This is a genomic window from Thermoplasma sp. (genome assembly GCF_008709555.1).
Lineage (GTDB): Archaea > Thermoplasmatota > Thermoplasmata > Thermoplasmatales > Thermoplasmataceae > Thermoplasma.
On sequence record NZ_VYIJ01000006.1, the window covers coordinates 47,787 to 71,895 of the forward strand.

At 45.7% G+C, this 24,109-nt stretch carries 28 protein-coding genes and 4 tRNA genes; 19 read left to right on the forward strand and 13 right to left on the reverse strand.

Annotation, left to right across the window (positions count from 1 at the left end; translation table 11 throughout):
• Positions 1–69: 69 nt before the first annotated feature.
• Complete coding sequence (locus tag F6Q11_RS03675) at positions 70–1,080, forward strand: PTO1314 family radical SAM protein (RefSeq protein ID WP_297026352.1); 1,011 nt, start codon at positions 70–72, stop codon at positions 1,078–1,080.
• 29 nt (positions 1,081–1,109) lie between these two features.
• Here the strand turns inward: F6Q11_RS03675 and F6Q11_RS03680 are convergent.
• Positions 1,110–1,184: transfer RNA gene (locus F6Q11_RS03680), tRNA-Arg, on the reverse strand.
• Positions 1,185–1,431: 247 nt separating this feature from the next.
• Between F6Q11_RS03680 and F6Q11_RS03685 the strand changes: the two genes are divergently transcribed.
• Positions 1,432–1,938 carry a hypothetical protein gene (locus tag F6Q11_RS03685; protein ID WP_297026353.1) on the forward strand — a complete coding sequence of 169 codons (507 nt, stop codon included), beginning with the start codon at positions 1,432–1,434 and terminating at the stop codon, positions 1,936–1,938.
• Position 1,939: 1 nt separating this feature from the next.
• Here F6Q11_RS03685 and F6Q11_RS03690 read toward each other — a convergent pair whose 3' ends face one another.
• The 3 genes from F6Q11_RS03690 to F6Q11_RS03700 all read right to left on the reverse strand — a co-directional run bounded on the left by F6Q11_RS03690 (position 1,940) and on the right by F6Q11_RS03700 (position 3,369).
• Positions 1,940–2,773 (reverse strand): TatD family hydrolase, encoded by an 834-nt coding sequence (locus tag F6Q11_RS03690; protein WP_297026354.1) that lies wholly within the window; start codon positions 2,771–2,773, stop codon positions 1,940–1,942.
• Between the two features lie 35 nt (positions 2,774–2,808).
• Positions 2,809–2,881 (reverse strand) — tRNA-Arg (locus F6Q11_RS03695).
• On the reverse strand, positions 2,881–3,369 hold the full coding sequence (locus F6Q11_RS03700) for an adenosine-specific kinase (RefSeq protein WP_367119326.1): 489 nt from the start codon (positions 3,367–3,369) through the stop codon (positions 2,881–2,883). Before F6Q11_RS03700 ends, F6Q11_RS03695 begins: the two co-directional genes overlap by 1 nt.
• An 88-nt stretch (positions 3,370–3,457) precedes the next feature.
• On the opposite strand from F6Q11_RS03700, the gene F6Q11_RS03705 reads away from it, so the two are divergent.
• Together F6Q11_RS03705 and F6Q11_RS03710 are read left to right on the forward strand one after the other, a co-directional pair.
• Positions 3,458–3,934 (forward strand): NUDIX pyrophosphatase, encoded by a 477-nt coding sequence (locus tag F6Q11_RS03705; RefSeq protein WP_297026356.1) that lies wholly within the window; start codon positions 3,458–3,460, stop codon positions 3,932–3,934.
• A 24-nt stretch (positions 3,935–3,958) separates the two neighbouring features.
• On the forward strand, positions 3,959–4,612 hold the full coding sequence (locus F6Q11_RS03710; protein WP_297026357.1) for a phosphoribosyltransferase: 654 nt from the start codon (positions 3,959–3,961) through the stop codon (positions 4,610–4,612).
• On the opposite strand, the gene arcC is transcribed toward F6Q11_RS03710, so the two are convergent.
• Positions 4,599–5,516 (reverse strand): carbamate kinase, encoded by a 918-nt coding sequence (arcC, locus tag F6Q11_RS03715; protein WP_297026358.1) that lies wholly within the window; start codon positions 5,514–5,516, stop codon positions 4,599–4,601. The genes F6Q11_RS03710 and arcC overlap by 14 nt on opposite strands.
• A 138-nt stretch (positions 5,517–5,654) precedes the next feature.
• Here arcC and F6Q11_RS03720 point away from each other — a divergent pair, with 138 nt between their 5' ends.
• The 5 genes from F6Q11_RS03720 to F6Q11_RS03740 all read left to right on the forward strand — a co-directional run bounded on the left by F6Q11_RS03720 (position 5,655) and on the right by F6Q11_RS03740 (position 10,410).
• Entirely contained in the window at positions 5,655–6,920 is a 1,266-nt protein-coding gene (locus F6Q11_RS03720) for an alkaline phosphatase family protein (RefSeq protein WP_297026359.1), read from the forward strand.
• A gap of 52 nt (positions 6,921–6,972) precedes the next feature.
• A tRNA-Thr gene (locus F6Q11_RS03725) sits at positions 6,973–7,045 on the forward strand.
• Between the two features lie 166 nt (positions 7,046–7,211).
• Complete coding sequence (locus F6Q11_RS03730; RefSeq protein WP_297026360.1) at positions 7,212–7,967, forward strand: class I SAM-dependent methyltransferase; 756 nt, start codon at positions 7,212–7,214, stop codon at positions 7,965–7,967.
• A 126-nt stretch (positions 7,968–8,093) separates the two neighbouring features.
• A complete protein-coding gene (locus tag F6Q11_RS03735; protein WP_297026361.1) occupies positions 8,094–9,665 on the forward strand; it encodes a DUF2079 domain-containing protein in 1,572 nt (523 codons plus the stop codon).
• A gap of 130 nt (positions 9,666–9,795) precedes the next feature.
• Positions 9,796–10,410, forward strand: a complete 615-nt coding sequence (locus F6Q11_RS03740; RefSeq protein ID WP_297026362.1) for a 2,3-diphosphoglycerate-dependent phosphoglycerate mutase — start codon at positions 9,796–9,798, stop codon at positions 10,408–10,410.
• On the opposite strand, the gene F6Q11_RS03745 is transcribed toward F6Q11_RS03740, so the two are convergent.
• Complete coding sequence (locus F6Q11_RS03745; protein WP_297026363.1) at positions 10,400–11,611, reverse strand: MFS transporter; 1,212 nt, start codon at positions 11,609–11,611, stop codon at positions 10,400–10,402. The two genes, F6Q11_RS03740 and F6Q11_RS03745, sit on opposite strands and share 11 nt — an antisense overlap.
• Positions 11,612–11,924: 313 nt before the next feature.
• Between F6Q11_RS03745 and F6Q11_RS03750 the strand changes: the two genes are divergently transcribed.
• The 3 genes from F6Q11_RS03750 to F6Q11_RS03760 all read left to right on the forward strand — a co-directional run bounded on the left by F6Q11_RS03750 (position 11,925) and on the right by F6Q11_RS03760 (position 14,178).
• A complete protein-coding gene (locus tag F6Q11_RS03750) occupies positions 11,925–12,140 on the forward strand; it encodes a hypothetical protein (protein WP_297026364.1) in 216 nt (71 codons plus the stop codon).
• A 39-nt stretch (positions 12,141–12,179) separates the two neighbouring features.
• Positions 12,180–12,815: a hypothetical protein gene (locus F6Q11_RS03755; RefSeq protein ID WP_297026365.1), complete on the forward strand. Its 636-nt coding sequence runs from the start codon at positions 12,180–12,182 to the stop codon at positions 12,813–12,815.
• Between the two features lie 283 nt (positions 12,816–13,098).
• Positions 13,099–14,178: a site-2 protease family protein gene (locus F6Q11_RS03760; protein WP_297026366.1), complete on the forward strand. Its 1,080-nt coding sequence runs from the start codon at positions 13,099–13,101 to the stop codon at positions 14,176–14,178.
• A gap of 9 nt (positions 14,179–14,187) precedes the next feature.
• Here the strand turns inward: F6Q11_RS03760 and F6Q11_RS03765 are convergent, their stop codons facing one another.
• A complete protein-coding gene (locus F6Q11_RS03765; protein WP_297026367.1) occupies positions 14,188–14,628 on the reverse strand; it encodes an HPP family protein in 441 nt (146 codons plus the stop codon).
• Between the two features lie 137 nt (positions 14,629–14,765).
• On the opposite strand from F6Q11_RS03765, the gene F6Q11_RS03770 reads away from it, so the two are divergent.
• Positions 14,766–14,993, forward strand: coding sequence for a heavy-metal-associated domain-containing protein (locus F6Q11_RS03770; RefSeq protein WP_297026368.1), 228 nt, complete (start codon positions 14,766–14,768; stop codon positions 14,991–14,993).
• Positions 14,986–16,395, forward strand: a complete 1,410-nt coding sequence (gene merA / locus F6Q11_RS03775; RefSeq protein WP_297026369.1) for a mercury(II) reductase — start codon at positions 14,986–14,988, stop codon at positions 16,393–16,395. The genes F6Q11_RS03770 and merA overlap by 8 nt, the downstream gene beginning before the upstream one ends.
• Here merA and F6Q11_RS03780 read toward each other — a convergent pair.
• Positions 16,351–17,499 carry an MFS transporter gene (locus F6Q11_RS03780; RefSeq protein WP_297026370.1) on the reverse strand — a complete coding sequence of 383 codons (1,149 nt, stop codon included), beginning with the start codon at positions 17,497–17,499 and terminating at the stop codon, positions 16,351–16,353. The two genes, merA and F6Q11_RS03780, sit on opposite strands and share 45 nt — an antisense overlap.
• Before the next feature lie 33 nt (positions 17,500–17,532).
• Positions 17,533–18,009: an HIT family protein gene (locus F6Q11_RS03785; protein WP_297026371.1), complete on the reverse strand. Its 477-nt coding sequence runs from the start codon at positions 18,007–18,009 to the stop codon at positions 17,533–17,535.
• Between the two features lie 108 nt (positions 18,010–18,117).
• Here F6Q11_RS03785 and F6Q11_RS03790 point away from each other — a divergent pair.
• Positions 18,118–18,190, forward strand: a tRNA-Val gene (locus F6Q11_RS03790).
• A 66-nt stretch (positions 18,191–18,256) separates the two neighbouring features.
• Here the strand turns inward: F6Q11_RS03790 and F6Q11_RS03795 are convergent.
• The 4 genes from F6Q11_RS03795 to F6Q11_RS03810 all read right to left on the reverse strand — a co-directional run bounded on the left by F6Q11_RS03795 (position 18,257) and on the right by F6Q11_RS03810 (position 20,206).
• Complete coding sequence (locus F6Q11_RS03795) at positions 18,257–18,418, reverse strand: hypothetical protein (RefSeq protein WP_297026372.1); 162 nt, start codon at positions 18,416–18,418, stop codon at positions 18,257–18,259.
• Between the two features lie 29 nt (positions 18,419–18,447).
• Complete coding sequence (locus tag F6Q11_RS03800; RefSeq protein ID WP_297026373.1) at positions 18,448–19,302, reverse strand: hypothetical protein; 855 nt, start codon at positions 19,300–19,302, stop codon at positions 18,448–18,450.
• Positions 19,303–19,387: 85 nt separating this feature from the next.
• Positions 19,388–19,636, reverse strand: coding sequence for a hypothetical protein (locus F6Q11_RS03805; protein ID WP_297026374.1), 249 nt, complete (start codon positions 19,634–19,636; stop codon positions 19,388–19,390).
• 111 nt (positions 19,637–19,747) lie between these two features.
• Entirely contained in the window at positions 19,748–20,206 is a 459-nt protein-coding gene (locus tag F6Q11_RS03810) for a hypothetical protein (RefSeq protein WP_297026375.1), read from the reverse strand.
• A gap of 92 nt (positions 20,207–20,298) precedes the next feature.
• On the opposite strand from F6Q11_RS03810, the gene F6Q11_RS03815 reads away from it, so the two are divergent.
• From F6Q11_RS03815 to F6Q11_RS03830, 4 genes are all read left to right on the forward strand, one after another.
• A complete protein-coding gene (locus tag F6Q11_RS03815; RefSeq protein ID WP_297026376.1) occupies positions 20,299–21,375 on the forward strand; it encodes a hypothetical protein in 1,077 nt (358 codons plus the stop codon).
• A gap of 128 nt (positions 21,376–21,503) precedes the next feature.
• The gene (sucC, locus tag F6Q11_RS03820; RefSeq protein ID WP_297026377.1) at positions 21,504–22,601 is read left to right on the forward strand and encodes an ADP-forming succinate--CoA ligase subunit beta; all 1,098 of its coding nucleotides are present in this window, start codon (positions 21,504–21,506) and stop codon (positions 22,599–22,601) included.
• Entirely contained in the window at positions 22,602–23,459 is an 858-nt protein-coding gene (sucD, locus tag F6Q11_RS03825) for a succinate--CoA ligase subunit alpha (protein ID WP_297026378.1), read from the forward strand.
• 2 nt (positions 23,460–23,461) lie between these two features.
• Positions 23,462–24,109 (forward strand): ornithine carbamoyltransferase (locus F6Q11_RS03830; protein WP_297026379.1); only part of this gene is annotated, 648 nt, incomplete at its 3' end.

Consider the following 24,109-nt stretch of genomic DNA (forward strand, 5'->3'; position numbering starts at 1 on the left):
TTATTGTGCATGCAATTTGTTTCTTCAAATATTAAGTAAGTTTAAATATCTATTTTGATTGATAATATAATGGCCATAATCGAACCTGTCATCGGTAGAACAATAAAGAGAAAGATGTCAGCGATGTCCGGAAAGAAGCTCCCGTTCATAGCCGGGCACAAGCTGCTCTACACATGCAATCTTAGGTGCGATATGTGCCCGTTCTGGAGGAGAAAGGACGAGAAGCTCCTCTCCCTGGATGAGGAAATAAAGATGATGGATTCTCTTGCCTCTGCCGGCGTGTCATTCATGGGTTTTGAGGGGGGTGAACCGCTGCTCAGGAACGACCTCGAGGATATACTTAGGGAGTCGCACAGGCGTTTTCACACCTCGCTTGTTACAAACGGCTGGCTTCTGAAAGGACGTGCATCATCCATATCAAAATATCTCGATTATCTCTTCGTCTCTATAGATGGCCGCAGGGAAACACATGATGCGCAGCGTGGCATAGCGGGTTCCTTCGATCATGCAATAGAGGGCATAAAGGAGGCGAAGAAGTACGTGCCGGTGGCTATGAGTACAACCATAACCACGAACAACATGGACGACATAAAATACGTTGTCAACCTAGCCGAGGAACTCGGAATTGGGGTGAATATACAGGTGTCTTACGACTACAGCACGGCTGATAAGTTATCTCCGGACAGGCAGAAGCTGTACAATCTGCTGCTCGATCTCAAGAAGATGAAAGAAGACGGAGCTCCAATAGTAAATTCAAGGGAATATTTCGATACTCTCGTCAACTCATGGTATTATGGAATACCATGGGCATGCAAGCCTTGGTCTACGGTGAATATAGATCCGCAGGGCAGGATCGTCATGCCCTGCTATGTACTGAATGAATACGCCGGAGAGAAGAAGGTGTGGGAAACTAATATCAGGGAACTTTGGAACACCTATGACTGGAAGCCATACGAGTCCTGCAACAAGTGTTCTCTCTCATGCTACCTTGAACCGTCTATATTCTCATGGAGAAAGCCATCGATGGTCAGTGAGAGAATCTTCGGAAGCATAGCAGACTACATAGCATCCATATTCTGATTTTTATCGCCGAATATGTATAGGCCCAACGGGCGCAAGGGGATTTGGACCCCTGATCTACAGCTTAGGAGGCTGTTGCCCTATCCAGGCTAGGCCATGCGCCCATTAAATCGACCTAACGCTATTGAAACCGAATATTTAGAATTAACTTTATCCTGCCGGGGCAACACCTCCATAACATCATAATCTTCGTATCTCTGAAGAGTTCTATGCCCGATCGATGATGAGGAATTTCCCGTTTTTCCGAAAGCAAATAAAAAATTTGCAACATTTTTCACGTTCAGGATCTATGATTTTCTTTTCCAGATAGAAGCAGGATAACATACAGCAAAGCTTATTAACCATGAATTCATGATATTCGTTGTCATGACACATAAATACAAAACTATATCTGGAAATAGTTACGATGAGGTCATTCAGATACTGCTAAGGCGCATTGCCGAGTTGAAGATGCAGAGGGAGAAATCGTACAGGAAGATTGCAAATTCAGGTCTACCCGATCATGTGAGAAGCATGCTGCTGAAGGTGGCGGATCTGGAGATGCAGAGCAGGAAGAAGATAGAAGAAGCGCTGAGAATCGGTGATCTGGACGCTGTTAAGCCGGAATCGAAGAGCTATCAGATGATAGAGCACATTGTGAGAAATGCCGATATAGAAGAGATATCCGACATAAGGAGTGCGCTTCTGAAATCCATAAGAGAGGAGGACGATCTGCACAGGGCCCTGCAGATAATGACCGCCGAATACAGTGGTACAAAGATCGAACCGGTGCTGAAATCCATAATGAAATACGAGGAGATCAACAAGAACGAATTAGCGGATCTTTACGATGAATATGTTAATGAGGACTACTGGTGATTCATAATCGCCTCTCCCTGAGTCTGGCATAGACCGACTCCGGCAAGGTGTTGAATATCCTGTTCAGTATCTCTGGTCCATCTTCATTTTCTTGAATTATCATCTGTGCCCTTTTAGGAACACTGTCTGGAGGTAGAAACTTGTTCATATCCACAGGGTCATTTATGAAATCCGTCTCCAGCAGGAAATCTCTGGATATGGCAAGCGATTCCCTCACAGCGCTTCGGCTTGCGGGTACGGATCTAACGATCCGTGTCATGCAGGAAAGATCCGCTGGCCTGGCATGATGCTTCACCACTGCTATTGATCCATGAGAATCTGCAAGTTTTTCTATCCGTTCATAGTCTTTACATGACAGATCGAACGTGTGAATCACTATGGGCGATCCAGCATCATGCGCTACATTCATCGCATAGTCAAGCATCTCCCAGAATCTCTGCATGACAGCCTCCTGCTGCGGCACATGCGGGAAGCCTATCTCCCCGATCGCATCTGCTTTTCCGTCCTCAACGTATCTTGCGGCTAGATCAAAGCCCTTCTGCATAATGCTCACCGGATCTGTACCTGCACTTTCGAAGAAGAAGTAGTCAAAGGGGTAAGGCCCTATCGTAACTAGGGTCTCCACTCCGGTCTCAGATTCCACGATCTTGGCCATCCTTACGGTTTCATCGTACAGCCTCTGATAATATTCATCGATCGTATCGTGCATGGGGAGATTGGTTATATTAAGCGATGTACCGCCAGACCTCCTGAAGATCCTCACAGCATTCACGAAGTCCGATCCGGGATTGAGATGGAAGTGATTGTCAAATATTCTTCCACTGTATTTCTCCATGTACACTCCTGCTCCTAACATGATCCACAATGGAACGGGCCCGCCGGGAATCGAACCCGGATTAGGGGCTCCGGAGGCCCCTGTGATATCCGTTTACACTACGGGCCCTACTCCTTATAGCCTATGCGCCTGAGAAACTCGCGCCTCTTCTCCTTGTCGGACGCTGATTCGACGCCCACAGGGGAATACCCATCAATTACCCCAAGCACACCGTTACCGCGTTCACCCTTATATATTATGATCTGCAGGGGGTTGGCAGTTGCGGCGAATATGGATCCGACCTCCTGGCACATCTTCACTGCATTCAGTATGTTTATCGGATATGCATTTCTTATCAGTATCACGAACGTGTGCCCTGCGGATATTCTTTTTATGTTCTCTATCGATGCGCTCACAAGTTCCTCATCGTTTCCATCGTAGCGGATCAACCGGTCTCCACTTGCCTCTGAGAAACCTATCCCGTACCTCGATCCAGGCACGTGTGTTCTGATGATCTCATTGAGGTCTTCGACAGTCTTTATGAAATGAGAGTACCCAACTATTATGTTTGCGTCCTGAGGTATAACCATATCAACAGTTTCGATCGACACGCTCATGTTAATGTTAGACATGATTTATTGCTTTCGAACTTTTCTCCATCTGAAAATCACCAAAGCTTTTTAACGCGTATCAGCTAAGGCAACCATGGTGAGCACAAGGACAGGCCTCAAAATTCAGGCGGTTATTTACAGGTGTAACGATGGCCCTGAGTTTCTGATACTCCACAGGAATACCGAACACGGAGATTTCTGGCAGAATGTGACGGGAAATGTTGAACCGGGAGAAGATCTGAAGGTGGCACTGATGCGTGAGATCCGTGAGGAGGCTGGCATAGGGGAGGATTGCATAGATCATGTGACTGATGACGTGACGGCATTCAGGTTCAGGGCGCATGACATGAACTTCACCGAACATGTTTACGCTGTGCGCATCAGAGACTCATGCTCCATAGACATCACTAGAAATGTGGATCATGAGCATGACAGGTATGAATGGGTAAACATGGATGAGGCTGTTAGAAAGGTCAGATGGTACACGAACGCGGATGCAATTAGGATATCTTACATAGTGGCCTCTTCCGCATGTGCATCGCTATCGCAGCCTTCGGACAAAAAGAATTAAACACATTCACATAATCACGATAGCATGGCCAACAAGTTCAAGGCCACCCTCGTCAGCTGGGCTGACATAGACAGGTGGTGCGGAAACATCAGCAGAAAGGTGCAGGCATCTTTCCATGTCGACACGATCATAGGGATAGCAAGGGGAGGCCTGGTTCCAGCCAGAATACTTTCAGACAGGCTCTGGGTCAAGGATCTACTGAGTGTAAAGACGGAGCACTGGGGGATCACTGCAACCAAGGATGGTGAGGCTGTACTCAAAACGAAGCTCAACATGGATCTCTCTGGAAAGAACGTGCTCGTCGTTGATGACATAACTGATACTGGAGAGAGCATGGGGCTCGCCTACGATTATGTGAAATCACTGAAACCGGGACAGATAAGGAGTGCCACAATGCTGCACATAAGCAGATCAAAGTTCGTACCTGACTATTACTCTGAATTGATCACCGAGAAGAACTGGGCATGGTTCATTTTTCCGTGGAACGTCTACGAGGATCTGAACAATCTCATAAGGAAATCATTCACCGATAAGATAAATGTAGATGATGTTGTAGATGCTCTGAAGGAGGATTACGATCTTGATGTATCTTCTCTGAACATGGAGGAGATACTCAATGATTTCGTTGTATTCGGGAGAATGAAAAAGGAGGGAAGGGACTTCGTCATTGTACAATGATCGTTCCTGATCTCCCAGACAATGCGTTCATGCTGTTTTCTATGGAGGTTATGAACGCCTTCCTGCCGCCGTTCTTTACAAACCTGATGGCGGCCATCACTTTTGGCTTCATGCTTCCCTCCCCAAACTGTCCTTCCCTGAGGTATTTTTCGATCTCATCGACATGTACTTCATGAAGCGCTTTCTGATCCGGTTTTCCGTAGTTGATGAATACATGATCCACATCGGTGAGTATCATCAGGAAATCGGCATTTATTGCGGTTGCTAGGACAGATGAGGCCAGATCCTTGTCGATGACTGCATCTATACCATAGATTGATCCGCCCCTTCTGACAACAGGCACCCCACCACCGCCGACAGCAATTGGGAGATTTCCATTGTGAAGAAGGTATTCTATGACGGGCTCTTCCAGGATCTCCCTGGGCTCAGGAGACGGTACCACTCTGCGCCAGCCATCTTTGAACTTCTTCATGATCCATCCGTTCCTTTTCGCTTCCTCAAGTCCTTCATCACTGTAGTACCGGCCAATGGGTTTTTCAGGGTTGCTGAATGCAGCATCGTTTTCGTCCACAAGAACTCTCGTTATTATGGTGAATATATTCTTGCGCAAGCCGTATTTCGTCCTTATATTGCCGTATGCATTTGCAAGTATTTCTCCGATGTATCCCTGTGACATCGCGACACTCTGGTGCAGGTGTGCGGCTATGCCAGAGATATCATGACTCTGCTGTATGTCGCCAACCTGGGGCCCGTTTCCGTGCGTTATGACGGTTTCGTTGTTCTCGGTCACAAACCTCAGGTTCTCAAATGTCTGGTAGGCGTGGGCGTACTGCGTCTCATAATCCCTCTTTTCACCATTCTGAAGGAGGGCATTCCCTCCCAATGCTATAACGATCCTGCTCATTGTTTCACCGGGGAAAGTGAGAAATCCCTTAGAAATATATAAAGTTGGGCAATATGCATACTATCCTGGATTGCTATATATTTTCTATTAATTGCATGCCGCACCTCAGATTTATAACCGATCAGGCGATCGGCCGTTATGATCATAGATACCTACGGGGAAGCCACTAAAAACAGGATCGATGAAGATAGGATAAAACCGAACTACGATGGCTACAACCTGTATAATGTGCCAAACTCCATACTTGATGTCTTCGGAATAGATGGCCAGGAAAGGCTTGCAGACAGCATATTCACATATTTTCGTGGACAGTACGAGAAGGTCGTATTCTTCTATCTTGATGGCTTCGGCTACGATAAGTTCACGGATCCGGCCTTTGGTTCTCGGCTTAACGAGGCCTTTGTGCAGAACGGATACCTGTGCCCGATAACAACGGTCTTTCCTTCGACCACAGCCGCGGCAAACACAACGATAAATACGGGGCTCCCCCCATCGGACCATGGCCTGCTTGAGTGGATACTTTACTTTGACGAAGCGAGGACAGTTGCCCTGACGCTGCCATACAGGCCCATAGTTAAAAGGTACAGGAAGCGCTTTGAAAACATGAGGCCGGCAAACCTGTTCAGGGGAGAGACCGTATTCCACAAACTCAGATCGGAGGGAATACGCAGCGTTTCATTCCTGAAGTCTAACATTGTGAATGGAGAGTATACAAAACTTGTCCAGGACGGTTCAGACATCATAGGCTATTCTTACATAACTGACGGTCTTCTGCTGCTGAGGAACGAGATAATGCGTGGTGCATACGATTATTATTATTTCTATGTGGATAACATAGACCACATCGGTCATGTCTATGGGCCGGAGAGCGATATGTACAGGGTAGAATCATCCATGATATCGAATATGATAGTGGACATGTTCAGGCAGATACCCAAGGAAAATCTGAAAAACACTCTTGTCGTGGTGACATCGGACCATGGCCACATCCAGGTCGATTCCTCAAGGATGATATATCTCAACGATAAGAAGAAGATATTCAGATCGCTGAAGAGTGACGGCAGGTACAAGATACCGCCGGTCGGCAGCCCCAGGGACGTCTTTCTCTTCATCAAGAAGGAATACCTTGATGATGTGATCAGATACGCGCAGAAGGAGTTCAGCGGTGCATTCATAGACCGTGTTGAGAATATCGTTTTTCAGCAGTTCTTTGGGCCGAGAAAACCAGCAGATCTTGCTCTGCGGAGGGCCGGAAACATGCTGATCGTGCCGCCTGGCAATGAGATGGTTTGGTACAGGTTGCCTGGAATGCGGGATTCGCATATGAAAGGAATGCACGGCGGTCTTTCCGAGAAGGAGATGACCATACCACTGGCGTTCGGCGACGCATCAAAACTCTTCTGAAGACTCGAAAAGATAAAAAATAATATACAAAATTGAATTTCCTGACAGGTAAGCCACTGTAGCTCAGTTGGTAGAGCAGCTGACTTGTAATCAGCAGGTCGGGGGATCGATGCCCTCCAGTGGCTTCTCCATTGAATGTTTCATATCCGGATGTTCGGTTATGGTATGTGAATTTTTCAATTCCTCTATTTTCAGGAATTTCCAGCAGTCAGAAACCTTTTTATCGCCGATTGCCGTATTAAGGTCAGCCACACGATGATTTAAAAATATGTCTGGTGGGGTTAGATTCCTATGGCGTCAGCAGAGGGAGATTTCACAGGCAGGGCAGAGGCCTATTCGAAATACAGACCTTCGTATCCGCCAGAGATAATCAGGCTTCTTAACGATAAATATGGTTTCACAAGAGAAATGGTTGTTGCTGATATAGGTTGTGGAACAGGAATTCTAGCGGCGATGTTTCTCGAGAATGGGAATCCTGTTGTATGCGTGGATCCTAATGAGGACATGCTGTCCGTGGCCAAAAAGAACCTTTCACAGTTCAGGAATGCGACGTTCGTGAACGGCAAGGCAGAGGCCACACATCTGAACGACCATTCTGTCAACGTAGTAACAGCGGGTCAGGCGTTTCACTGGTTTGATGAGGATAAGGCCAAGAGGGAATTCAGAAGGATACTTAAGGCCCCGAACCTTGTTGTCCTCATCTGGAACGACAGGGACACGAGGGATCCGGTCACCGAGCAGTACGAAGAGGTCATACGCGAGTTCAACAGAGGATATCGTGGTACAGGCAGCACCGCAATCTCTGTTGAGCGTATATACAGCTTCTTCAACTACGATTACGACTACTATCAGATGGATAATTTCCAGGCACTCGATCTTGAGGGTCTGATAGGAAGGTATCTGTCCAACTCATACAGCCTGAAAGAAGACGATCCAAAATACAAGGAAGCGATGGCAAGGCTTCAGGATCTGTTCAGCATAAACCAGAAAAACGGTAAGATAACACTGAAGTACACCACCAGGATATTCATCGGAAGGGTCCTATGAGTTATGCGTTTGCCTGAGCCGTTCGCACCATAATACCGAGTTTTGATATGCTGAATCAGCATTGATGCGGGCAATGTAATGTTTACGTGGAAAAATTGATATGTTTCAGGGATATAATTTGCAAAAATGCAGGATCAACAATATCACAACAGTACGCATGATGGCTACCGCATACTTGCAGTATCGCTTTCAATTGCGTTCTCAGCGATATTCTCCTATTATTCAATTCTGAGATATCTTTCCGGAGACGCAACCGGATTTGATCTGGGAATATATGCGTCAGCGCTGTACAATGCGATACATGGCGGCCTTTTCTACACGAATCTTCTCGGGGGAAGTTTCCTAGGCAACCACTTCTCCCCATTCATGTTCATTCTTGTCCCATTTTTTTATCTTTACCCTCATAATGCAACGATCCTCGTACTTCAGGGTTTTGCTCTCGGTATGACGGGGGTGCCAGCATATCTCGTATTCGAATCAAATGCAAAAAGCCAGGAACAAAAGGCCATTGCTATACTATTCCTGATACTATTGGAGGTTTCTCCAATACTGATCGGCCCAATAAGTTTCGATTTTCATCTCATGGTTTTCTTTCCCGTCTTCTATCTTACTGCATTCTACTACCTGCTGAAAGGGAACGTTTATAAGGCTGCGGTTTTTATTGTCCTGTCCGTATCCCTCCATGCCTTCTTCTCAGTGATAGTTGCATTCCTTTTCATATCAATATATCTCCAGGGCGTTTGGAGCAGGCGTCATGGTTCCACAATCTTTTCGCGTGCCCTGTCAGCCAGATCATTGATTGCATTTTTAATAATGCTGGGAATTTATCTGATCCTCGCAGAACATGTAAAGGGTATTATCTCGGGCCAAAGTATCGATCTTGTGAATCTGCATTCATTGCTGGCCTTCATTAAACTTAGGTACAACATAGTTTTTTCCATCGCATCTCTGGAACAGAGTCTGCAGATGAAGCTGTTAATGGTAATGTTCATTGTCATTGGAGGTCTTATATTTGCCATCCGTTATCCTATTCTTCTGCTCCCTCTGGTTCCATATATAGTGTTCGCTTTCTTTTCAGGCAATACGGCATATTTCACGGTTGGTTACCAGTACACCGCAATGTTTATACCCATAATACTGGCAGGAGCCTCTCTGGCACTTTCAGATATGTTGTCGAAGAGCGTGAGCAAAGGAAGAAGGTTCAATTCTATGAGATACGGGATCGCGATGATATTAGTCCTCTTGATAATCTTAAACTTCATTTATAGCCCTGTTAGTCCAGAACCAATACATATTTCAGCAGGAAATATAACCTCCATATCCAGTTTCGATCGTAACAGCACTTCTGTGGCAATTTTTGCGGTACGTTCCTACCTGAATCATTCTTCATACATACTTCTACAGAATGATGTTTATCCTCCATTTTTCCAGTTCAGGAACGCCTATCTTCTGTATTCTTACAACCTCATAGGCAATCTCAATGATCTGCTCAGGCAGAATTTCACATATGTGATTGGTGATGAATACAATACTTTCTATTACCAGACGGCCGCAGTGGGGATATCCATGCAGTCTCTCATCGAATACGATCTGATGCATGGATACGGCATCCTATTCGATGAGTATGGAATAATTGTGATAGAGAGAGGCTATGTCGGGCCAGAACTTCACCTTCAGGGAAACAGAATAGTCAGCTGATATATTGAAATATAATCCGCATGTAAATTTCAAGTCCCCGCAAGCGCGCGTTATGCAATTCAGAAATGCCTAAGCTTGCATATTTCAATCAGGCATAAAAATTTCTAATATGTGATGGCGATGAGTCCTCATGAAGATCGCTATATTGATCAGGCACGGCGAGAGTGATATAAATGTTAAAGGCATATTATCAGATACAATAGATAATAACATGCTGACGGAGAAGGGCATGAGGCAGGCCGAACATGCAGCATCTGAGCTGAAGGGCCTGGATATAAAGAATTTCTATTCAAGCCCTATAAAGCGTGCATTTGAGACGGCGCAGATCATAGCAGATGCATTCAACAAAGATGTCGTCACCGATCAGCGACTTTTGGAAATTGGCCTAGGAAAAGCACGAGGCAGGAAGGCAAGCGAATTCCATGACGAACTGTATGGTGGACACATAACCGGAAAGATCAGGGAAGATCTAGAGATGGAAAAATGGGAGAGCCTTCAGCGTCGTGTCGTGGAGGCAATAGCGTCACGAGACGGTATCAACGTGTATGTGACACATTCCGATCCAGTGAGGGCTGCGGTATCATATTTTCTGGAGATGGGAGAGGAGGAAACGTACGGTCTTTCAATAAAGAACGCATCGATGACGGTGATCGATGTGGAGATAGGTAAGCCGTTAACGATAGGTGCAATATCCATAACAGATAGGGTCAGAAACTATCTTAAAGACCAGCAGGTCATATATTAACGGGCCTGCCCGAGGTACGGCTCCTGTCAACGAAAACTATCTTGAAGACAAGGAACAGCACTATGGCAGATATACCGAAGCCGTCTATTGCAGGCCAGACCATTATCGGAGATGAGGAAAGCGAATAAAGTATGAACGTACCCACGGATGGGGATGCAGTCCTGGCCAGCTGATTTATCATCCCGATGAATCCCATGTAGCGCCCGACCTTGTCCCTAGGTGCTATCTTTGATGCCACAGTGCTTATATTGGGAGAGGTGAAGTTCTCCCCTATCGTTATTATGACCATATCAACTATCAAATAGAACAGGCTGTGTGAAAACGAGACCAGCAGATAGCCAACCGTATAGAAGACGGATCCGAATATCAGTCCGTAGAGATCCGAATGGCCCCTCATCATCCTTGATATGGGGTACTGCCCAACGACGACCACTATGCCGTTCACCGCGTAGAAGTACGCAAGGTTCCTGATGACTATGTGCAGATCATCGACTATGTATATCGGCAGCGTTACCGAGAACTGCGAGGATACCATTATGAGAAGAAACACCGGTATACTGAAGAAGAAGAGCGTATAATCCTTCACGAGGAAACCTGATCTGTGCGATCTGAATTTTGCGTTGGTGCTTATGAATAGCAGCGAGACAGCGGTGGCAAAGGCATTTGCTATGGCAACGAACAGGAATATGAATGAGAAACCGTAGGAAAATATTATGGCGCTTATCAGCGGGCCTATGGCCCAGCCAAGGTTCGCCATGATCCTGTATATGGCGTAACCCATCTCTCTATCGGTGTTCGACGTAATATCTGAAACTATGGAATTTGCCGATGGGAATACAAGGGACCCGGAAAACGCGGTGAACACGAACAGCGTCGATATGATCGTGACGTTGCCACCAGCGAATATGGACAGCAGCAGATACAGAATGAAACCTGATGCATTTCCGAGAACTAGGGTGAACTTTCTCCCCAACGCATCTGCCATGTATCCGGCGAAGAGGCTGAAGACGATGGAAATGCCGGAGTTAAGGGTGAAAATGAGGCCAACGAATATCAGGCTCATGTGCAGATAGGTGTTGAAGTAGACTGCAAGAAATGGCCAGGTTGCACCGTAACCTATAGATCGTACGGATGCTGCGATACTGACTCCCCACAGCGATCTGTTTCTGTAGTAGGGCACAGATCTCTCTTCGCCGTTCATTCCTCTGAAATGGCCTGCAACTTAATCTATTCTTCTATTCCATGTGAATTTTCGTCACAACGTCTGTTGCAGGTCTGGCAACGCTTAAATATTGAAACAAAATGTCGAAAAAAGCATGGAAAACACTTACACAGTAAGATAATATGGACATATATCTGAAATTATGGCAATAATTGGCTATGTTGTTCCGACATTTATTCTCGTCACTCCAACATTTTATATCACATATATATCAAAAACTTTCAGTATACCATATTATACCACATTCATTATAATTGGGTCCCCATACATAGGTAGATTTATAGGGACCTATATGTATTCGCGTTTCAGGTTTCTCGGCACGCCGTTCATGGTATCGATGTCCGTCCTTGGCCTCATATCCGCCTACATGTCTTTCACGGACAACGTGTCTGTGATGATAATCTTACGTTTTCTCATCGGAATAGTCTTCGGCATATCAACATCATTTGCCGTTGAGGTGGCGGTCAGAACAAGAAAACAGCACATAATAGGTCTTACGACTGGATGATGGGCCATAGGCTGGATAATTGCAGCCTTCGTTTCTGCAATGCTTCCCTACAGGTATGCGCTTCTCTCCGGTGCAATAGCGCTGCCGATCTCAGCAATGGGCCTGCTCCTCAGGAAGGTTGGTATAGGACATGTGATAGCATCCGGTTTCAACTTCTCCCTGTATGGATTTCTCATCTATTTCCTGGCGTTCGAGCCCGCATTCGTCCTCCAGATAATCCCTCAGGTCTTCGGTTCTCAGGCTTTCCTTGAATCGGAGATAGCCTATTTCCTAACTGTACCTGCCTATATGACGTTCCCGATCATCGCAAAGCGTTATGGTTTCAGGAGGGCGGTTTATTCAATAGCCTCACTTTCCATTGCGCTATCCATATTTGCCTTCATGTATCTGAACTTCTACGCCGCAATCATATTCACGGTCTTCGGGCTAGCCGTCAATGCGGTGATCACTGGCTTCCTCAGGGATGAGGATCTGAGTCCTGAGAAGATAGGGCCTTCAATGAATTTTTCCGCAATAAATGGTTTCATAGTACCTACGATGATCTACCTGATCGGATACATCAGGGTATCTGCTGTGGCCATAACGGTTGTATCGATGGCGCTTCTTTTCACCTTTTCGGCGATGGGCCAGAAGGCCTTCTCCGCCTCAACATCTTCGATAACTCACCGAGCTTGAAAATGTATAACGGCCTTCGAAAAGGCATTGAAGGTAAAAGTAATTAAATCAATTTTTAATATTGGGTTGTCTCATCATCTAGTTCCATGAACCATGAGTGGCAACGACGACGTGAGACTAGAGGTTGCCCTGCCATGGGCCTCGAATTGAGAATATGTGGTGTAGCTTTCGGTGATAATCCGATCAGAGGCGGGCAAAGAATTCCCCGGAGGGTCAGAGTGCAGGAAACGTGACTGTATCTCGTTACTTCCGGGGAAGATATATCAGGATCAGGTAATGATAAATGGAACAGACCATCAGGGTTCAGAATGAGGATTTGAGATACGTTGTGTCCGTTGTCACCTCGAGGGTAAATGTATACGATATAATAGTAGATCCAATTTCGGTCAAGTTCTACTTCTTTGACAGCGATAATCCTGACATAGACGATGCGTTCGATTACATAAGGAGGGATCTGATAGATCACGGATTCATACCCATGGTTATCCGCGACGGAGAGAACATCATACAGGTGACGAAGAGACCAAAGCAGCGTTATTTTGGCAACATCGTCAACCTCATACTCCTGGTGGCCACAATACTCTCCACCATGTATGTAGGTTCCCAGTACTCCATAAACTTCGTGCCGAAAGGGGCCTACTACACGCTCAGGTTATGGGGCTACGGTTTCCTATTCTTCTCTGCTCCGCTTCTGCTGATACTGGGCATACATGAAAGCGCGCATTTCCTTGTGGCAAGGAGGCACCATGTTAAGGCTTCATTGCCATTCTTCATTCCGTTTCCGGTCGGCATAGGCACATTTGGTGCATTCATATCGCTCAGGGATCCGCTTCCTAACAGGAAGGCCATGGCCGAGATAGGTGCTGCAGGCCCAATAGCCGGATTTCTCACCGCTCTTCCGCTGCTCTTTGTCGCGGATCATTTTCAGAACGTTGTAAAGCCGATACCGCCTGCGTACATACCATTCAAGGTTACCTTCCCGCTTATATACCATCTCTTTGGTCTAAACACGGACTTCACCGGGCCCATATTCCCAATGGTATTCGCGGTTTGGGTTGGTATGTTCGCCACAGCTATGAACCTGATCCCGGCCGGGCAGCTGGACGGAAGCCACATAGTACGCGGCGTTCTCGGAAGCAGGGCCAACATACTCTCCTACGTATTCCTCGCATTCCTCTTCGCCATAGGTTTCTTCTATACCGGCTGGTGGATAATCGCAATATTCGTCATATTCACCGGGCTGGTCCATCCCCCTGCTCTGAACGACTATTCGAAGATCTCCGGTCTGGACATAGCGCTTGGCGTCGTTTCCCTCATCATGTTCATCCTTACCTTCACCATCATACCTATAAGGCCAGCATGATATGCCTATTCATTTAGCAATTCGGTGTATCAGGAAATCTGATACAACCAAAAGCGCAACTACGATCAGACTTGATCCCACGAAGGCAATGTCGCTATGAACTATGTAAGAAAATATGGCGAGCGCGATTGCTGGGGGATGGCTGTACCTTGTGAACGTTATGATCGCGGATACAGCTATTGTGGTCAGATAGAGCGAGATAGGCCCAGTACCGATGGTGATATGGAACGCAGTCGTGATCACGATGACTGCGAAGTATGAAACAAGAATGCCGTCCGGTTCTGAAAACCTACCTCTGTGTCCAACGGTTATGAGGTACGCTGATACTGCAAATGGAGGTGCCAGCAGTACTATTCTGAATATAAGGCCGATTACTGCTATGATCGTGAACAGCAACAAAAAGAAGGCGTACGCGATCCTTCTGTCAAAGGCATCATATTCTTTTCTCATATTATTGATCACCAGCGATGAATTTGTCTCAGGATAGCCGCCGATACACCACAGCGTAACCATAGATATAAGGCCAAAGCACAAGTAAGGAAATTTTTACTTACACGATTATATATTTTGCATATATATGTACTGATATGAAGAAGGTAGTTATGAAGGTATACGGAATGACATGCGATGACTGCGTTGTAACTGTGAAGAAAGGACTTGAAAGTGTCCCTGGTGTGATAAGTGCGGATGTATCTCTGCCGGAGAAGAAGGCTGAGATCCTGATAGACGAAAACAAAGTTTCTCCAGAGAGTCTTGAGGATGCACAGGTGTTCAAGGTCACAAGGTATAGAGGAGAGGTAAGGAAGGTTGAGTAAGGAATATGATCTCCTGATAATCGGTTATGGTGCCGCAGCCTTCTCTGCGGCGATCAAGGCCTCAGAGATAACATCTGGGCAGGCCAGTATAGCGATGGTCGGAACAGGACCACTTGGAGGCACCTGCGTCAATGTTGGCTGCGTGCCATCCAAGATGCTGATATCGGCAGCCAGAAACATAATGTACATGGCCAGGCCGAGATACCCAGGCATAGAGGCTGAATACAGAACCGATAGCAGTAAGATCCTGGAGTTCATAAGGCAGGCGGTTGGTGAGGAGAGGCATAACAAGTACGAGACTGTCGTTTCAGGATACGAGAACATAGACCTGTATAGATCGAGAGCAGTCTTCACGGGGGACAGGAAGATCAGCATCGAAGACGGGACCGAAATATTCGGTTACAACGTTATCATAGGAACTGGCAGCAGGCCATCAATACCGCCAATCCAAGGCTTAAAGGATGCAGGATACATCACGAGCAACGAGTTCTGGTCTCTGGAGAAGATCCCTGGGGAGCTGGTAATAATCGGAAGCGGCCCAATCGGTTCTGAGATAGGACAGGCTGCTGCCAGGATCGGGAGCAGGGTCAAGATCATAGAGATAGCAGACCAGATACTCCCTGGAATACCAAGAGACATGGCTCAAAAGGTCATGGAAAGCATGGTGAGGGATGGAATTGAATTCCACCTTTCTTCTGCTGTTAAAAGCGTTTCCGTAGAGAATGGGAAGAAGATCGTCAGATTCGAAACTGGCGGCTTACAGCGGGAAGTGGAAGCAGATGAGATCCTTGTTGCCACGGGCAGATCCCCCAACGTTGATCTGGATCTGGAGAAGACAGGCGTACAGTACGACAGATACGGAATAGTTGTGGACGGGAATCTCAGAACGTCAAACAGAAAGATATATGCTGCCGGTGACGTGGTAAAGCAGAGATTCAAGCTGGAGACGCTGGCGGCAAAGCAAGGCGTGATAGCGGCGGAGAACATCTTCAACCGTGCAGGCATAATGATCGATCTTAGCAGCTTCCCGTTGGCCATCTTCACAGATCCGGAGTATGCATCGGTCGGCTACACCGAGGATGAGGCCAGATCCGCCGGTCTCAGATACGATGTCAGGGCCATATCAACGGGAGATGTGGCCAAGGAGAGGATACTCCGTAATGCGGATGGTATCATAAGGATGATAGTCGAACAGGGTACCAAAAGGATCCTCGGTATACAGATGGTTGCAGAGAACGCAGCAGATATGATAAACGAGGCTTCGGTCATAATCCATTCGGGAATGACAGTGGATGACGTCATAGATACGCCGCATGTGTTTCCAACAGTCAACGAGGGCTTAAAGCTCGCTGCACAGTCATTTCTGAGGGACATCTCCATGATGAGCTGCTGCATGGAATGATGTTCCTATCCCATGGTATACGAACGTGGACAGGAATACTATCAAGGCAAGAGCTATCCAGAGATTCCTGAAGCCCAGATCGATTATCAGCGATGAGGAAACGATCGGGCCTATGATGCCGCTGGACTGCCAGAACATGTTGGCGATGCCTGAGACGCTTCCCGCCCTGTTCTCCCCTATTTCTATTGACAGGCCTGAATTCCCGGGCGTTATGATGAATCGGAAGAATCCCATAACTAGAGATATGGCTATCAGCAATGCCGCGTTGCGGATAAATGAGAAGGCAAGAATGATGAAGCCGTATGCCACCAGCGAGACCAGGACAGCATTCTTTGTTCCGATTCTGGATATGACATAGCCTGAAAACGATGTGGAGAACAGGCCGGATATGGCCATGGATGAGAAGACGAAACCAGCTACAACCGAATTTATTCCTATGTAGAGGAAATACTTGTAGGCATAGAGGGTCAGGGACCAGTAGGATATGAAGAACAGTAGGCCGCCGAATGAGAGAAGCAGTACATTCCTGTTCCTGATCAGGCTGAGATCCATATGGTATCCAGTGTTCTCTGTTTTGAGTCTGAAGGCCAATATGGCAACGATGATCGATGCGATAGCCGAGGAATAGTAACCCCACTGCCATCCGACCCTGATCGCGATGTCCGGCAGTACTAAACCAGAGAGCACTATGGCCAGAGGCCAGGCGATGCTGTAATATCCGACGTAGACGCTCCTTTTATCCCGGTAGTAATGGTTCATGACATTTATGGTCGCCGGATATACCCACCCGGCGGTAAGACCCATTATCAGGCTGGATATGTACTCCCAAAATACATTCGGAGACATGGCTGACATAACAGCGGATGCTGCTAGGCCGATCAGAGACAGGGATATGACGATGCCACCGGAGAACCTGTCAGATATGAAGCCAGACGGTATCTGCACAATAACGTACCCCACAAAAAACAATGCGAAGGCCAAACCCTCCTGTGCCACCGTCGGTCTGAAGGGCATGTAAACGGACAGGATCGTCCATGATAGCCTGACATAGTAGCTGAGAAAGAAGGACGCGCTAGCGACAAATAGCGGGTACAGCTTTGCCACGAAGGCTAATTGCTTCAGATATGAAGAATGTGACTACCGATTCTTCGAATTTACCAGCAGTTCGATCTCATGCCTTATCCTTTCTGCATACTCTCTTTCTTCGCCTTCAGAATAGGACTGCCTTGGCCAGAAGAAACCCTTCAGTCCATCCTTGTGTTTTCTCGGTACTATATGTATATGGACATGTGGAACGCTTTGGCTCACTTTATTATTTATGGCTATAAATGTACCATCTGATTCAGTTGCTCTTTCAACGGCCTTGGAGATCAACGTTATGACCTTCATCATCTTTGAAAGCACTGAATCATCCATGGCATAGATGTCATTGAAATGTTTTCTTGGTACTACGAGAGTGTGACCCTTGAATAATGGTTTATAGTCAAGAAATGCGACGAAGTTATCGTCGGAATAGACAATCTCTGACGCTATCTTACCTGAAATTATATCGCAGAACTTGCATTTTATCCCCCCGGACTCCTCTTCAAATAGCGTCAGCTGTTTTACCGGCACGTTCAAATATCGTTAATACGTTAATAATTTTTATCCTTAAACCAATAATTTATGATTTTCATTCTGAATTGAAAAATCTATATCCATGAGATCCATATCGAAAAGAGAGGGCTTGTGGTCCAGCGGCTACGACGTCTCCCTCACACGGAGAAGATCGCCGGTTCGAATCCGGCCAGGCCCATTTTAAGAAAGGGGATATAGATAAGGCTTCAAAACGTGCCGGTATTTTCATAATTATGAATCAATATTAATCACTGGATTTTGACTTATAAACTTCGTAAAGTATCCTTGCTATCTTTGACCTGTTCTTCAATCCGTTTCCATTTCTTATTTTCCTTTTGAAATTCCTCAGTCCTCTTTCCGATATTTCCTTATCCTTAACGTCCTTGGGCCTCAATGATAAGACCAAAACAAATAATAAAGCCATAAAAATTAATTCTATGATGATGTATTGTCTATTAGATCAAAAATTTTCTTAGGGTTATCAAACCAATACTTTTTATATTTCTCGGGTAATTTATTCTTATCATCTGTATAAAGGTAGAGATAAACGAATATGTTTAATTCTTTATACTGAAATCGCTTGGCTTTATCATTTTCTTCGAAGATCCTTGAATATCCATCAACTTTGAACTCATAATCCGTGAATGCGGTGCTTTTTGGATCTACAAATACAATGTAATAATTATTTCCTTTTTTAATCCAGAATATGAAATCTGGATAGAACTTATCCAATTTATTCGTCTTTTTGTCATAATACGGAATATAAATTTTATCTGTTGTTTGATCTATCTTCGAGAAGAGCCAAAAATCCGCGTTAATTTGTTGGTCTTTTACAAAATTCTCAAGGTCTTCTATGAATCTTTTCTCACTTTCCTCCTTTATTATGTGGTTAATCATATCCTCCCTGGAATCCTCAGCTATCATCACTGGAATGTAGTAGTGGTTACTCACATTCCTAATGCTTATTCTATAGCTATCTTTTTCAAAATCTTGTACTTCAAACCAATTAAAGCTCTTAACTTGCTTTAAATATTCTCCGTCGCTAATTTCTCCACTTTTCAGTTTCTCTTTAAATTGTTTCAATTTTTCTTCTTGCTTCCCAACACCAACGACGTTATCTATCTTACGTCTTAGCTCTTCTACTTCTTTCTCATCAAGAATTGCATTTATCTCCTTAAAATGTATAATTTCATTTTCAAGATCTTTAAAGTGATCGAAATTCTCTAAGGTTATCTTTATATGATCTATTAAGTCTATAATCTGAATATACGCATTTCCCGTTTGATTCAAATCAAAATTTTCTTTTTTTAAAATATTCTCTTAATCTTGGTATATCTAATATCTGCAAATAATCAGAATATATTGCATACAATATTTAATCATCACCAATCCATTTCATATAAGAATCTAAGAGATCAAAGTTTCCGGAGAATTTTGGTATCTCGTCTATTGCTGGTCTGTCCTTTTCCTTGTAGACAGGTATTAACAACTCATTTTTTTCCGAATCCTGATTTTTCCTTAATTCTAAAATGTATCCGGCTTTGCTTCTTTCGTATTTTATGGAATCCATTATTTTTGTGATGTTATCAACATTTGTTCCGAACACAAAAAGGGATTCAATCATTGAAACCGCATAATCTTTGAGTTTATCTTTAAGCTCTTTCGCTAAAACTTTTCATTAGCTAAAAATCTTAAAGGCTTTCTCATATCCTTTAACGGCTCGATCCTTTCACCTCTACCTATCGATTGTAGCACGTTTTTTTGAATCACCCCTCCCAATGTTTATGAACATCATCACATTTGGCCTATTGGAATCCCAACCCTCATAAAACGATCTGGATCCAAGAAGAATGTTTATAGAACTACCATCCTCGTTCAGTTTGTTGAAGATACTCTGATTATCATAGGATTCACTTATTTCATAATTTTTCAATTTTTCCTTAATCCACCTTCCAATGTCCCCTATTTTTATCAAAGCGAACGGTCGATCGGTTGTTTTAAGTTTTAAAGCAAGTTCCTCTTCGTTTTTCGGAATTTTTACCGCTTCGAACTTTCCGTGTCTATCTGAATTGTAGACATATCTCAATATATCGTCATAATTTATTGCTCTTATAAAGCCCCCGTTTAATATAAACTCATCATGTCCAAATACATATCTGGGATGATCCTTTAGTTCATCTATGAGGTCATTCATTGCGAGGCCCGTAAACTTAAGACTGATTGGATTCATTTTTTCGATGCGTTTCAAAAGATCATAAGTACAGGCTGAACATCTGGTATGGGAAAGTGAAGGATTCAACCAGGATAGTGTCATCAAGCATGGCCTTTTCGATGGCGTGGCTCACGATAAGCTTTGCATTCCCGCTGCTTGGCGTGAAATACTCGTTAAATTACACAGAGATAGGTATAATAGGCATGGTCTCGAATCTCTCATTCGGTATAGCCTCCGCCTCTTATCTGAAGGCCGGTGCATCCATAATAGGAAGATCATTGAGGATCATACCGTTCCTGAGCGCCTTCGCCACTGTGTTCTTCATGTTCTCCAGCAGAGATACATTTGCCTATGTGATAGGTACAGTTTCCATAGTCCAGGCCTTCTTCTGGATATCAATGGAGATATATCTCGGGTACGCTTCAGGCACTGGAAATGCCGAGAAATACACCGCATCATGGGGTTTTCCCATGGTCTTCGCACCCATACTGGCCGGAGCCATGATACAGTACCTGGGATTCAGAACGCTTTTCATGGTTGGCATCGCGTTCTTCATCACAGCTGGATTTCTTGCGCCCGATGTTGAGAAATACAAACATAAGGATCATGGCGAGAAACCATCTGTTTTGATTGTTCTTCCCCTTGTCTTCAGTGGTATTGCCATAGGCTTTTTCTTCTACGTAATAGTCCCGTACCTGAAGCTTCACGGGTATTCGTACGTGGATATCGCCATGATAGAAACGCTGTTCGCGGGCATTCAGGCTCTCGTCTTTTTCCTGCTGAACTTTGTCAGGAAGGCTAAGGTGACCGTATACGCACTGATCACTGCGGTGATGAGTGCCTCTCCCCTGTTTCTGATAGCTTCACTGAGCTTATATCTGATAATCCCATTCGTCATCATCATAGCAGTGGCCTCGGCCATAGGTTTCTCCAAGATCCTGTCTTACATATCGTCTACGACCTCACCCAACACAGGCATATTCTACTACGAGACATTCTACGCCATAGGTTTCGCGATAGGATCAAGCTTCGGCGGCTTCCTGTTTGAATTCTACCGGCCCTTGTCATATCTGATATTCATATCTCCCCTAGCGTATTCTTTTCTGATCATGCCCAGAATGAGAAGAAAAGCCTATGAAACGGTCTGCTGACAATGGCGATATCATCGATCATCTTAACGAGGCATCATCGTTTCAGAATCTTTAATCATCACTTAATATAAAAAGACAAATCGAAAAACGTTATTATGACATTATGCAATCACTTGTAAGGTGATCTATTGAATCTTTATGAGTACATGGGGAAGGACATCTTCCGTCAGTACGGAATACCTGTACCCAACGGATATGTTGTTTCAAGCGTAGATGAGGTCAGAAAGCTCACAAACCCTGTGGCGGTGAAGTCGCAGATTCTTCTGGGTGGCAGAGGCAAGGCCGGAGGCATAAAGTTCGCGAAGACCGATCAGGAGCTCAGGGATGCTGTCAAGGCGCTTCTCGGCACAAAGGTCAGGAACCTCACAGTCACAAAGGTTCTTATCGAGGACATGCTGAGCATAAAGCATGAGTATTACGTCAGCATTGCGCTGAACAGGTCAGCGAGATCACCGACCGTTATAGCCAGCGCCATGGGCGGAGTTGAGATTGAAACTGTCCCAGATGAGAAGATATTCAAGAGAATAATCGATCCATCGCTTGGATACTCCGACTTCATAGGGAGGGAAGCCTCAACCTTCATGGGTCTCAGTCCAGACCTGTCAAAACAGTTCCTGGACCTGCTGAAGAAGCTTTACAACGTCTATCGCGGTGAGGATGCTGAACTCGTAGAGATAAACCCTCTTGTCGAGACAAACGACGGAAAGCTTATCGCTGCTGACGCCAAGGTGGTCATAGATTCCGATGCAATGTTCAGGCACAGGGAATTCAACATACAGGATCCTGAGAAGACGCCGCTTGAACTTAAGGCAGAAGGCAAAGGCTATGCCTTTGTAGAACTCGATGGAGATATCGGCGTGATAGCAAACGGTGCTGGCCTCACAATGGCCACTCTGGACGCACTTCTCCTCCATAAGGGAAAGCCAAGGAACTTCCTGGATCTGGGCGGAACTGATAATGTCGATATAGTGGTAAATGCATTCGATCTTGTGCTCGAAGCAAAACCAAAGGCGATATTGGTCAACATATTCGGAGGAGTTACGAAATGCGATACCGTTGCTCAGGGTATAGTTGATGCGAAGAAGAAGTTCAACATCAAGATACCGATAGTTGTGAGGTTGAGTGGTGTTCACGAGGAGGAAGGAAGGCAGATACTAAAGGAGAACGGCATAGAGGCGTTCTCAGAGATGATGCCAGCCATTGAAAGGGTCACGAAGGTGTTCTAAATGGTTTTGATAAACAAGAATACGAAGGTAATAGTTCAGGGAATAACGGGCCATCAGGGATCTTTCCATACCGGAGAGATGCTGAAATTCGGGACAAAGGTCGTAGCCGGTATCGCGCCCGGCAAGGGCGGTACCAAGTTCGCGGACAAGGTGCCAATAGTGAATTCCGTTGCAGAGGCCATGCAGTTTGAGCCGGATGCAACGATGATATCTGTGCCTGCACCATACGTCAAGGATGCGGCCTACGAGGCAATAGACAACGGCCTGAAGATAGTATACATACTCACGGAGCATGTGCCATACCAGGACACCATGGAGATAGTCAGAGAGGCATCGCTCCGCGGTATAACAGTGCTCGGCCCGAACGGACCAGGCATAACCGTGCCGTTTGAGAGCAAGATAGGCATAATGCCAAACCACATCTTCAAAGAGGGTGACGTTGCAATTGCATCTAGGAGCGGTACGCTGACCTATGAGATCGTGTATGCTGTCACAAAGGCCGGTATGGGTGAGAGCACGGTAATCGGACTCGGAGGAGATCGTGTCGTCGGTCTTACGTTCATAGATGTGCTCAAGATGTTTGAGAAGGATGAAAAGACGAAGCGCATCGTCCTCGTAGGCGAGATAGGAGGAAACAACGAGGAACTTGCAGCGGATTACATAAAGAAGCATATAAAGAAGAAGGTCGTTGCATACATAGCTGGCAGGAGTGCGCCGCCAGGCAAGAGGATGGGCCATGCTGGGGCCATAATCGAACGTGGTGTCGGCACTGCAGAGTCCAAGCTGAAGGCATTCGCCGAAGCAGGCGTCAAGGTTGCTGATTACCCACAGGACATACCCAAGCTTCTGGAGGAGTGAACATGAGCAAGAGAGACATACTATCAGTGCAGGATATGGAGAAGGATCTCGATGAGATAATCGATCTGTCCATTGAGCTAAAGAAGAACAGGTACAGAAGCTACGAATCTCTGAGGAACAAGGTTCTCGGCCTGATATTCGAGAAGCCGAGCACGAGGACGAGGACATCGCTCGAGGTCGCCATTGACCAGCTAGGCGGACACGCGGTCTACCTAAATCCATCTGAGATGCAGCTCGGCAGGGGCGAAACAATATCGGATACCGGCCATGTGCTTTCAAGGTTCCTTGACGCCATAGCGTACCGCGCATACGATCACAGGAATGTCGTGGAACTTGCCAGGAGCACCAGCATACCAGTCATAAACGCACTGGATGATGTTGAGCATCCATTGCAGATAGTGGCTGACTTCATGACGGTAAAGGAAAAGAAGGGGCGTTTCACGAACCTGAAGTTCTCCTATATTGGCGACGGAAACAACATGGCGAACTCGCTGATGCTCGGTGCTGCTATACTTGGAACCGACATGTATGTGGCTTCGCCAAAGGGTTATGAACCGAAGCAGGAGTTCGTTGAAAAAGCGAAGAATATAGCGAAGCAGCACGGATCCACGATAACGGTTACAAACGATCCGGTGGAGGCAGCCAGGGAT

Excerpts from the sequence above, each read along its gene's own strand:
- F6Q11_RS03750 (WP_297026364.1), top strand. The coding sequence starts at position 11,925 with ATGTATTCGCGTTTCAGGTTTCTCGGCACGCCGTTCATGGTATCGATG.
- F6Q11_RS03760 (WP_297026366.1), top strand. The coding sequence starts at position 13,099 with ATGGAACAGACCATCAGGGTTCAGAATGAGGATTTGAGATACGTTGTG.
- F6Q11_RS03755 (WP_297026365.1), top strand. The coding sequence starts at position 12,180 with ATGCTTCCCTACAGGTATGCGCTTCTCTCCGGTGCAATAGCGCTGCCG.
- F6Q11_RS03735 (WP_297026361.1), top strand. The coding sequence starts at position 8,094 with ATGCAGGATCAACAATATCACAACAGTACGCATGATGGCTACCGCATA.
- arcC (WP_297026358.1), bottom strand. The coding sequence starts at position 5,516 with ATGAGCAGGATCGTTATAGCATTGGGAGGGAATGCCCTCCTTCAGAAT.
- F6Q11_RS03765 (WP_297026367.1), bottom strand. The coding sequence starts at position 14,628 with ATGAGAAAAGAATATGATGCCTTTGACAGAAGGATCGCGTACGCCTTC.
- F6Q11_RS03810 (WP_297026375.1), bottom strand. The coding sequence starts at position 20,206 with ATGAATGACCTCATAGATGAACTAAAGGATCATCCCAGATATGTATTT.
- F6Q11_RS03720 (WP_297026359.1), top strand. The coding sequence starts at position 5,655 with ATGATCATAGATACCTACGGGGAAGCCACTAAAAACAGGATCGATGAA.
- F6Q11_RS03685 (WP_297026353.1), top strand. The coding sequence starts at position 1,432 with ATGATATTCGTTGTCATGACACATAAATACAAAACTATATCTGGAAAT.
- sucD (WP_297026378.1), top strand. The coding sequence starts at position 22,602 with ATGGTTTTGATAAACAAGAATACGAAGGTAATAGTTCAGGGAATAACG.
- F6Q11_RS03705 (WP_297026356.1), top strand. The coding sequence starts at position 3,458 with ATGGTGAGCACAAGGACAGGCCTCAAAATTCAGGCGGTTATTTACAGG.
- F6Q11_RS03730 (WP_297026360.1), top strand. The coding sequence starts at position 7,212 with ATGGCGTCAGCAGAGGGAGATTTCACAGGCAGGGCAGAGGCCTATTCG.
- F6Q11_RS03700 (WP_367119326.1), bottom strand. The coding sequence starts at position 3,369 with ATGAGCGTGTCGATCGAAACTGTTGATATGGTTATACCTCAGGACGCA.
- F6Q11_RS03710 (WP_297026357.1), top strand. The coding sequence starts at position 3,959 with ATGGCCAACAAGTTCAAGGCCACCCTCGTCAGCTGGGCTGACATAGAC.
- F6Q11_RS03770 (WP_297026368.1), top strand. The coding sequence starts at position 14,766 with ATGAAGAAGGTAGTTATGAAGGTATACGGAATGACATGCGATGACTGC.
- F6Q11_RS03740 (WP_297026362.1), top strand. The coding sequence starts at position 9,796 with ATGAAGATCGCTATATTGATCAGGCACGGCGAGAGTGATATAAATGTT.
- F6Q11_RS03745 (WP_297026363.1), bottom strand. The coding sequence starts at position 11,611 with ATGAACGGCGAAGAGAGATCTGTGCCCTACTACAGAAACAGATCGCTG.
- F6Q11_RS03805 (WP_297026374.1), bottom strand. The coding sequence starts at position 19,636 with ATGATTGAATCCCTTTTTGTGTTCGGAACAAATGTTGATAACATCACA.
- F6Q11_RS03690 (WP_297026354.1), bottom strand. The coding sequence starts at position 2,773 with ATGGAGAAATACAGTGGAAGAATATTTGACAATCACTTCCATCTCAAT.
- F6Q11_RS03675 (WP_297026352.1), top strand. The coding sequence starts at position 70 with ATGGCCATAATCGAACCTGTCATCGGTAGAACAATAAAGAGAAAGATG.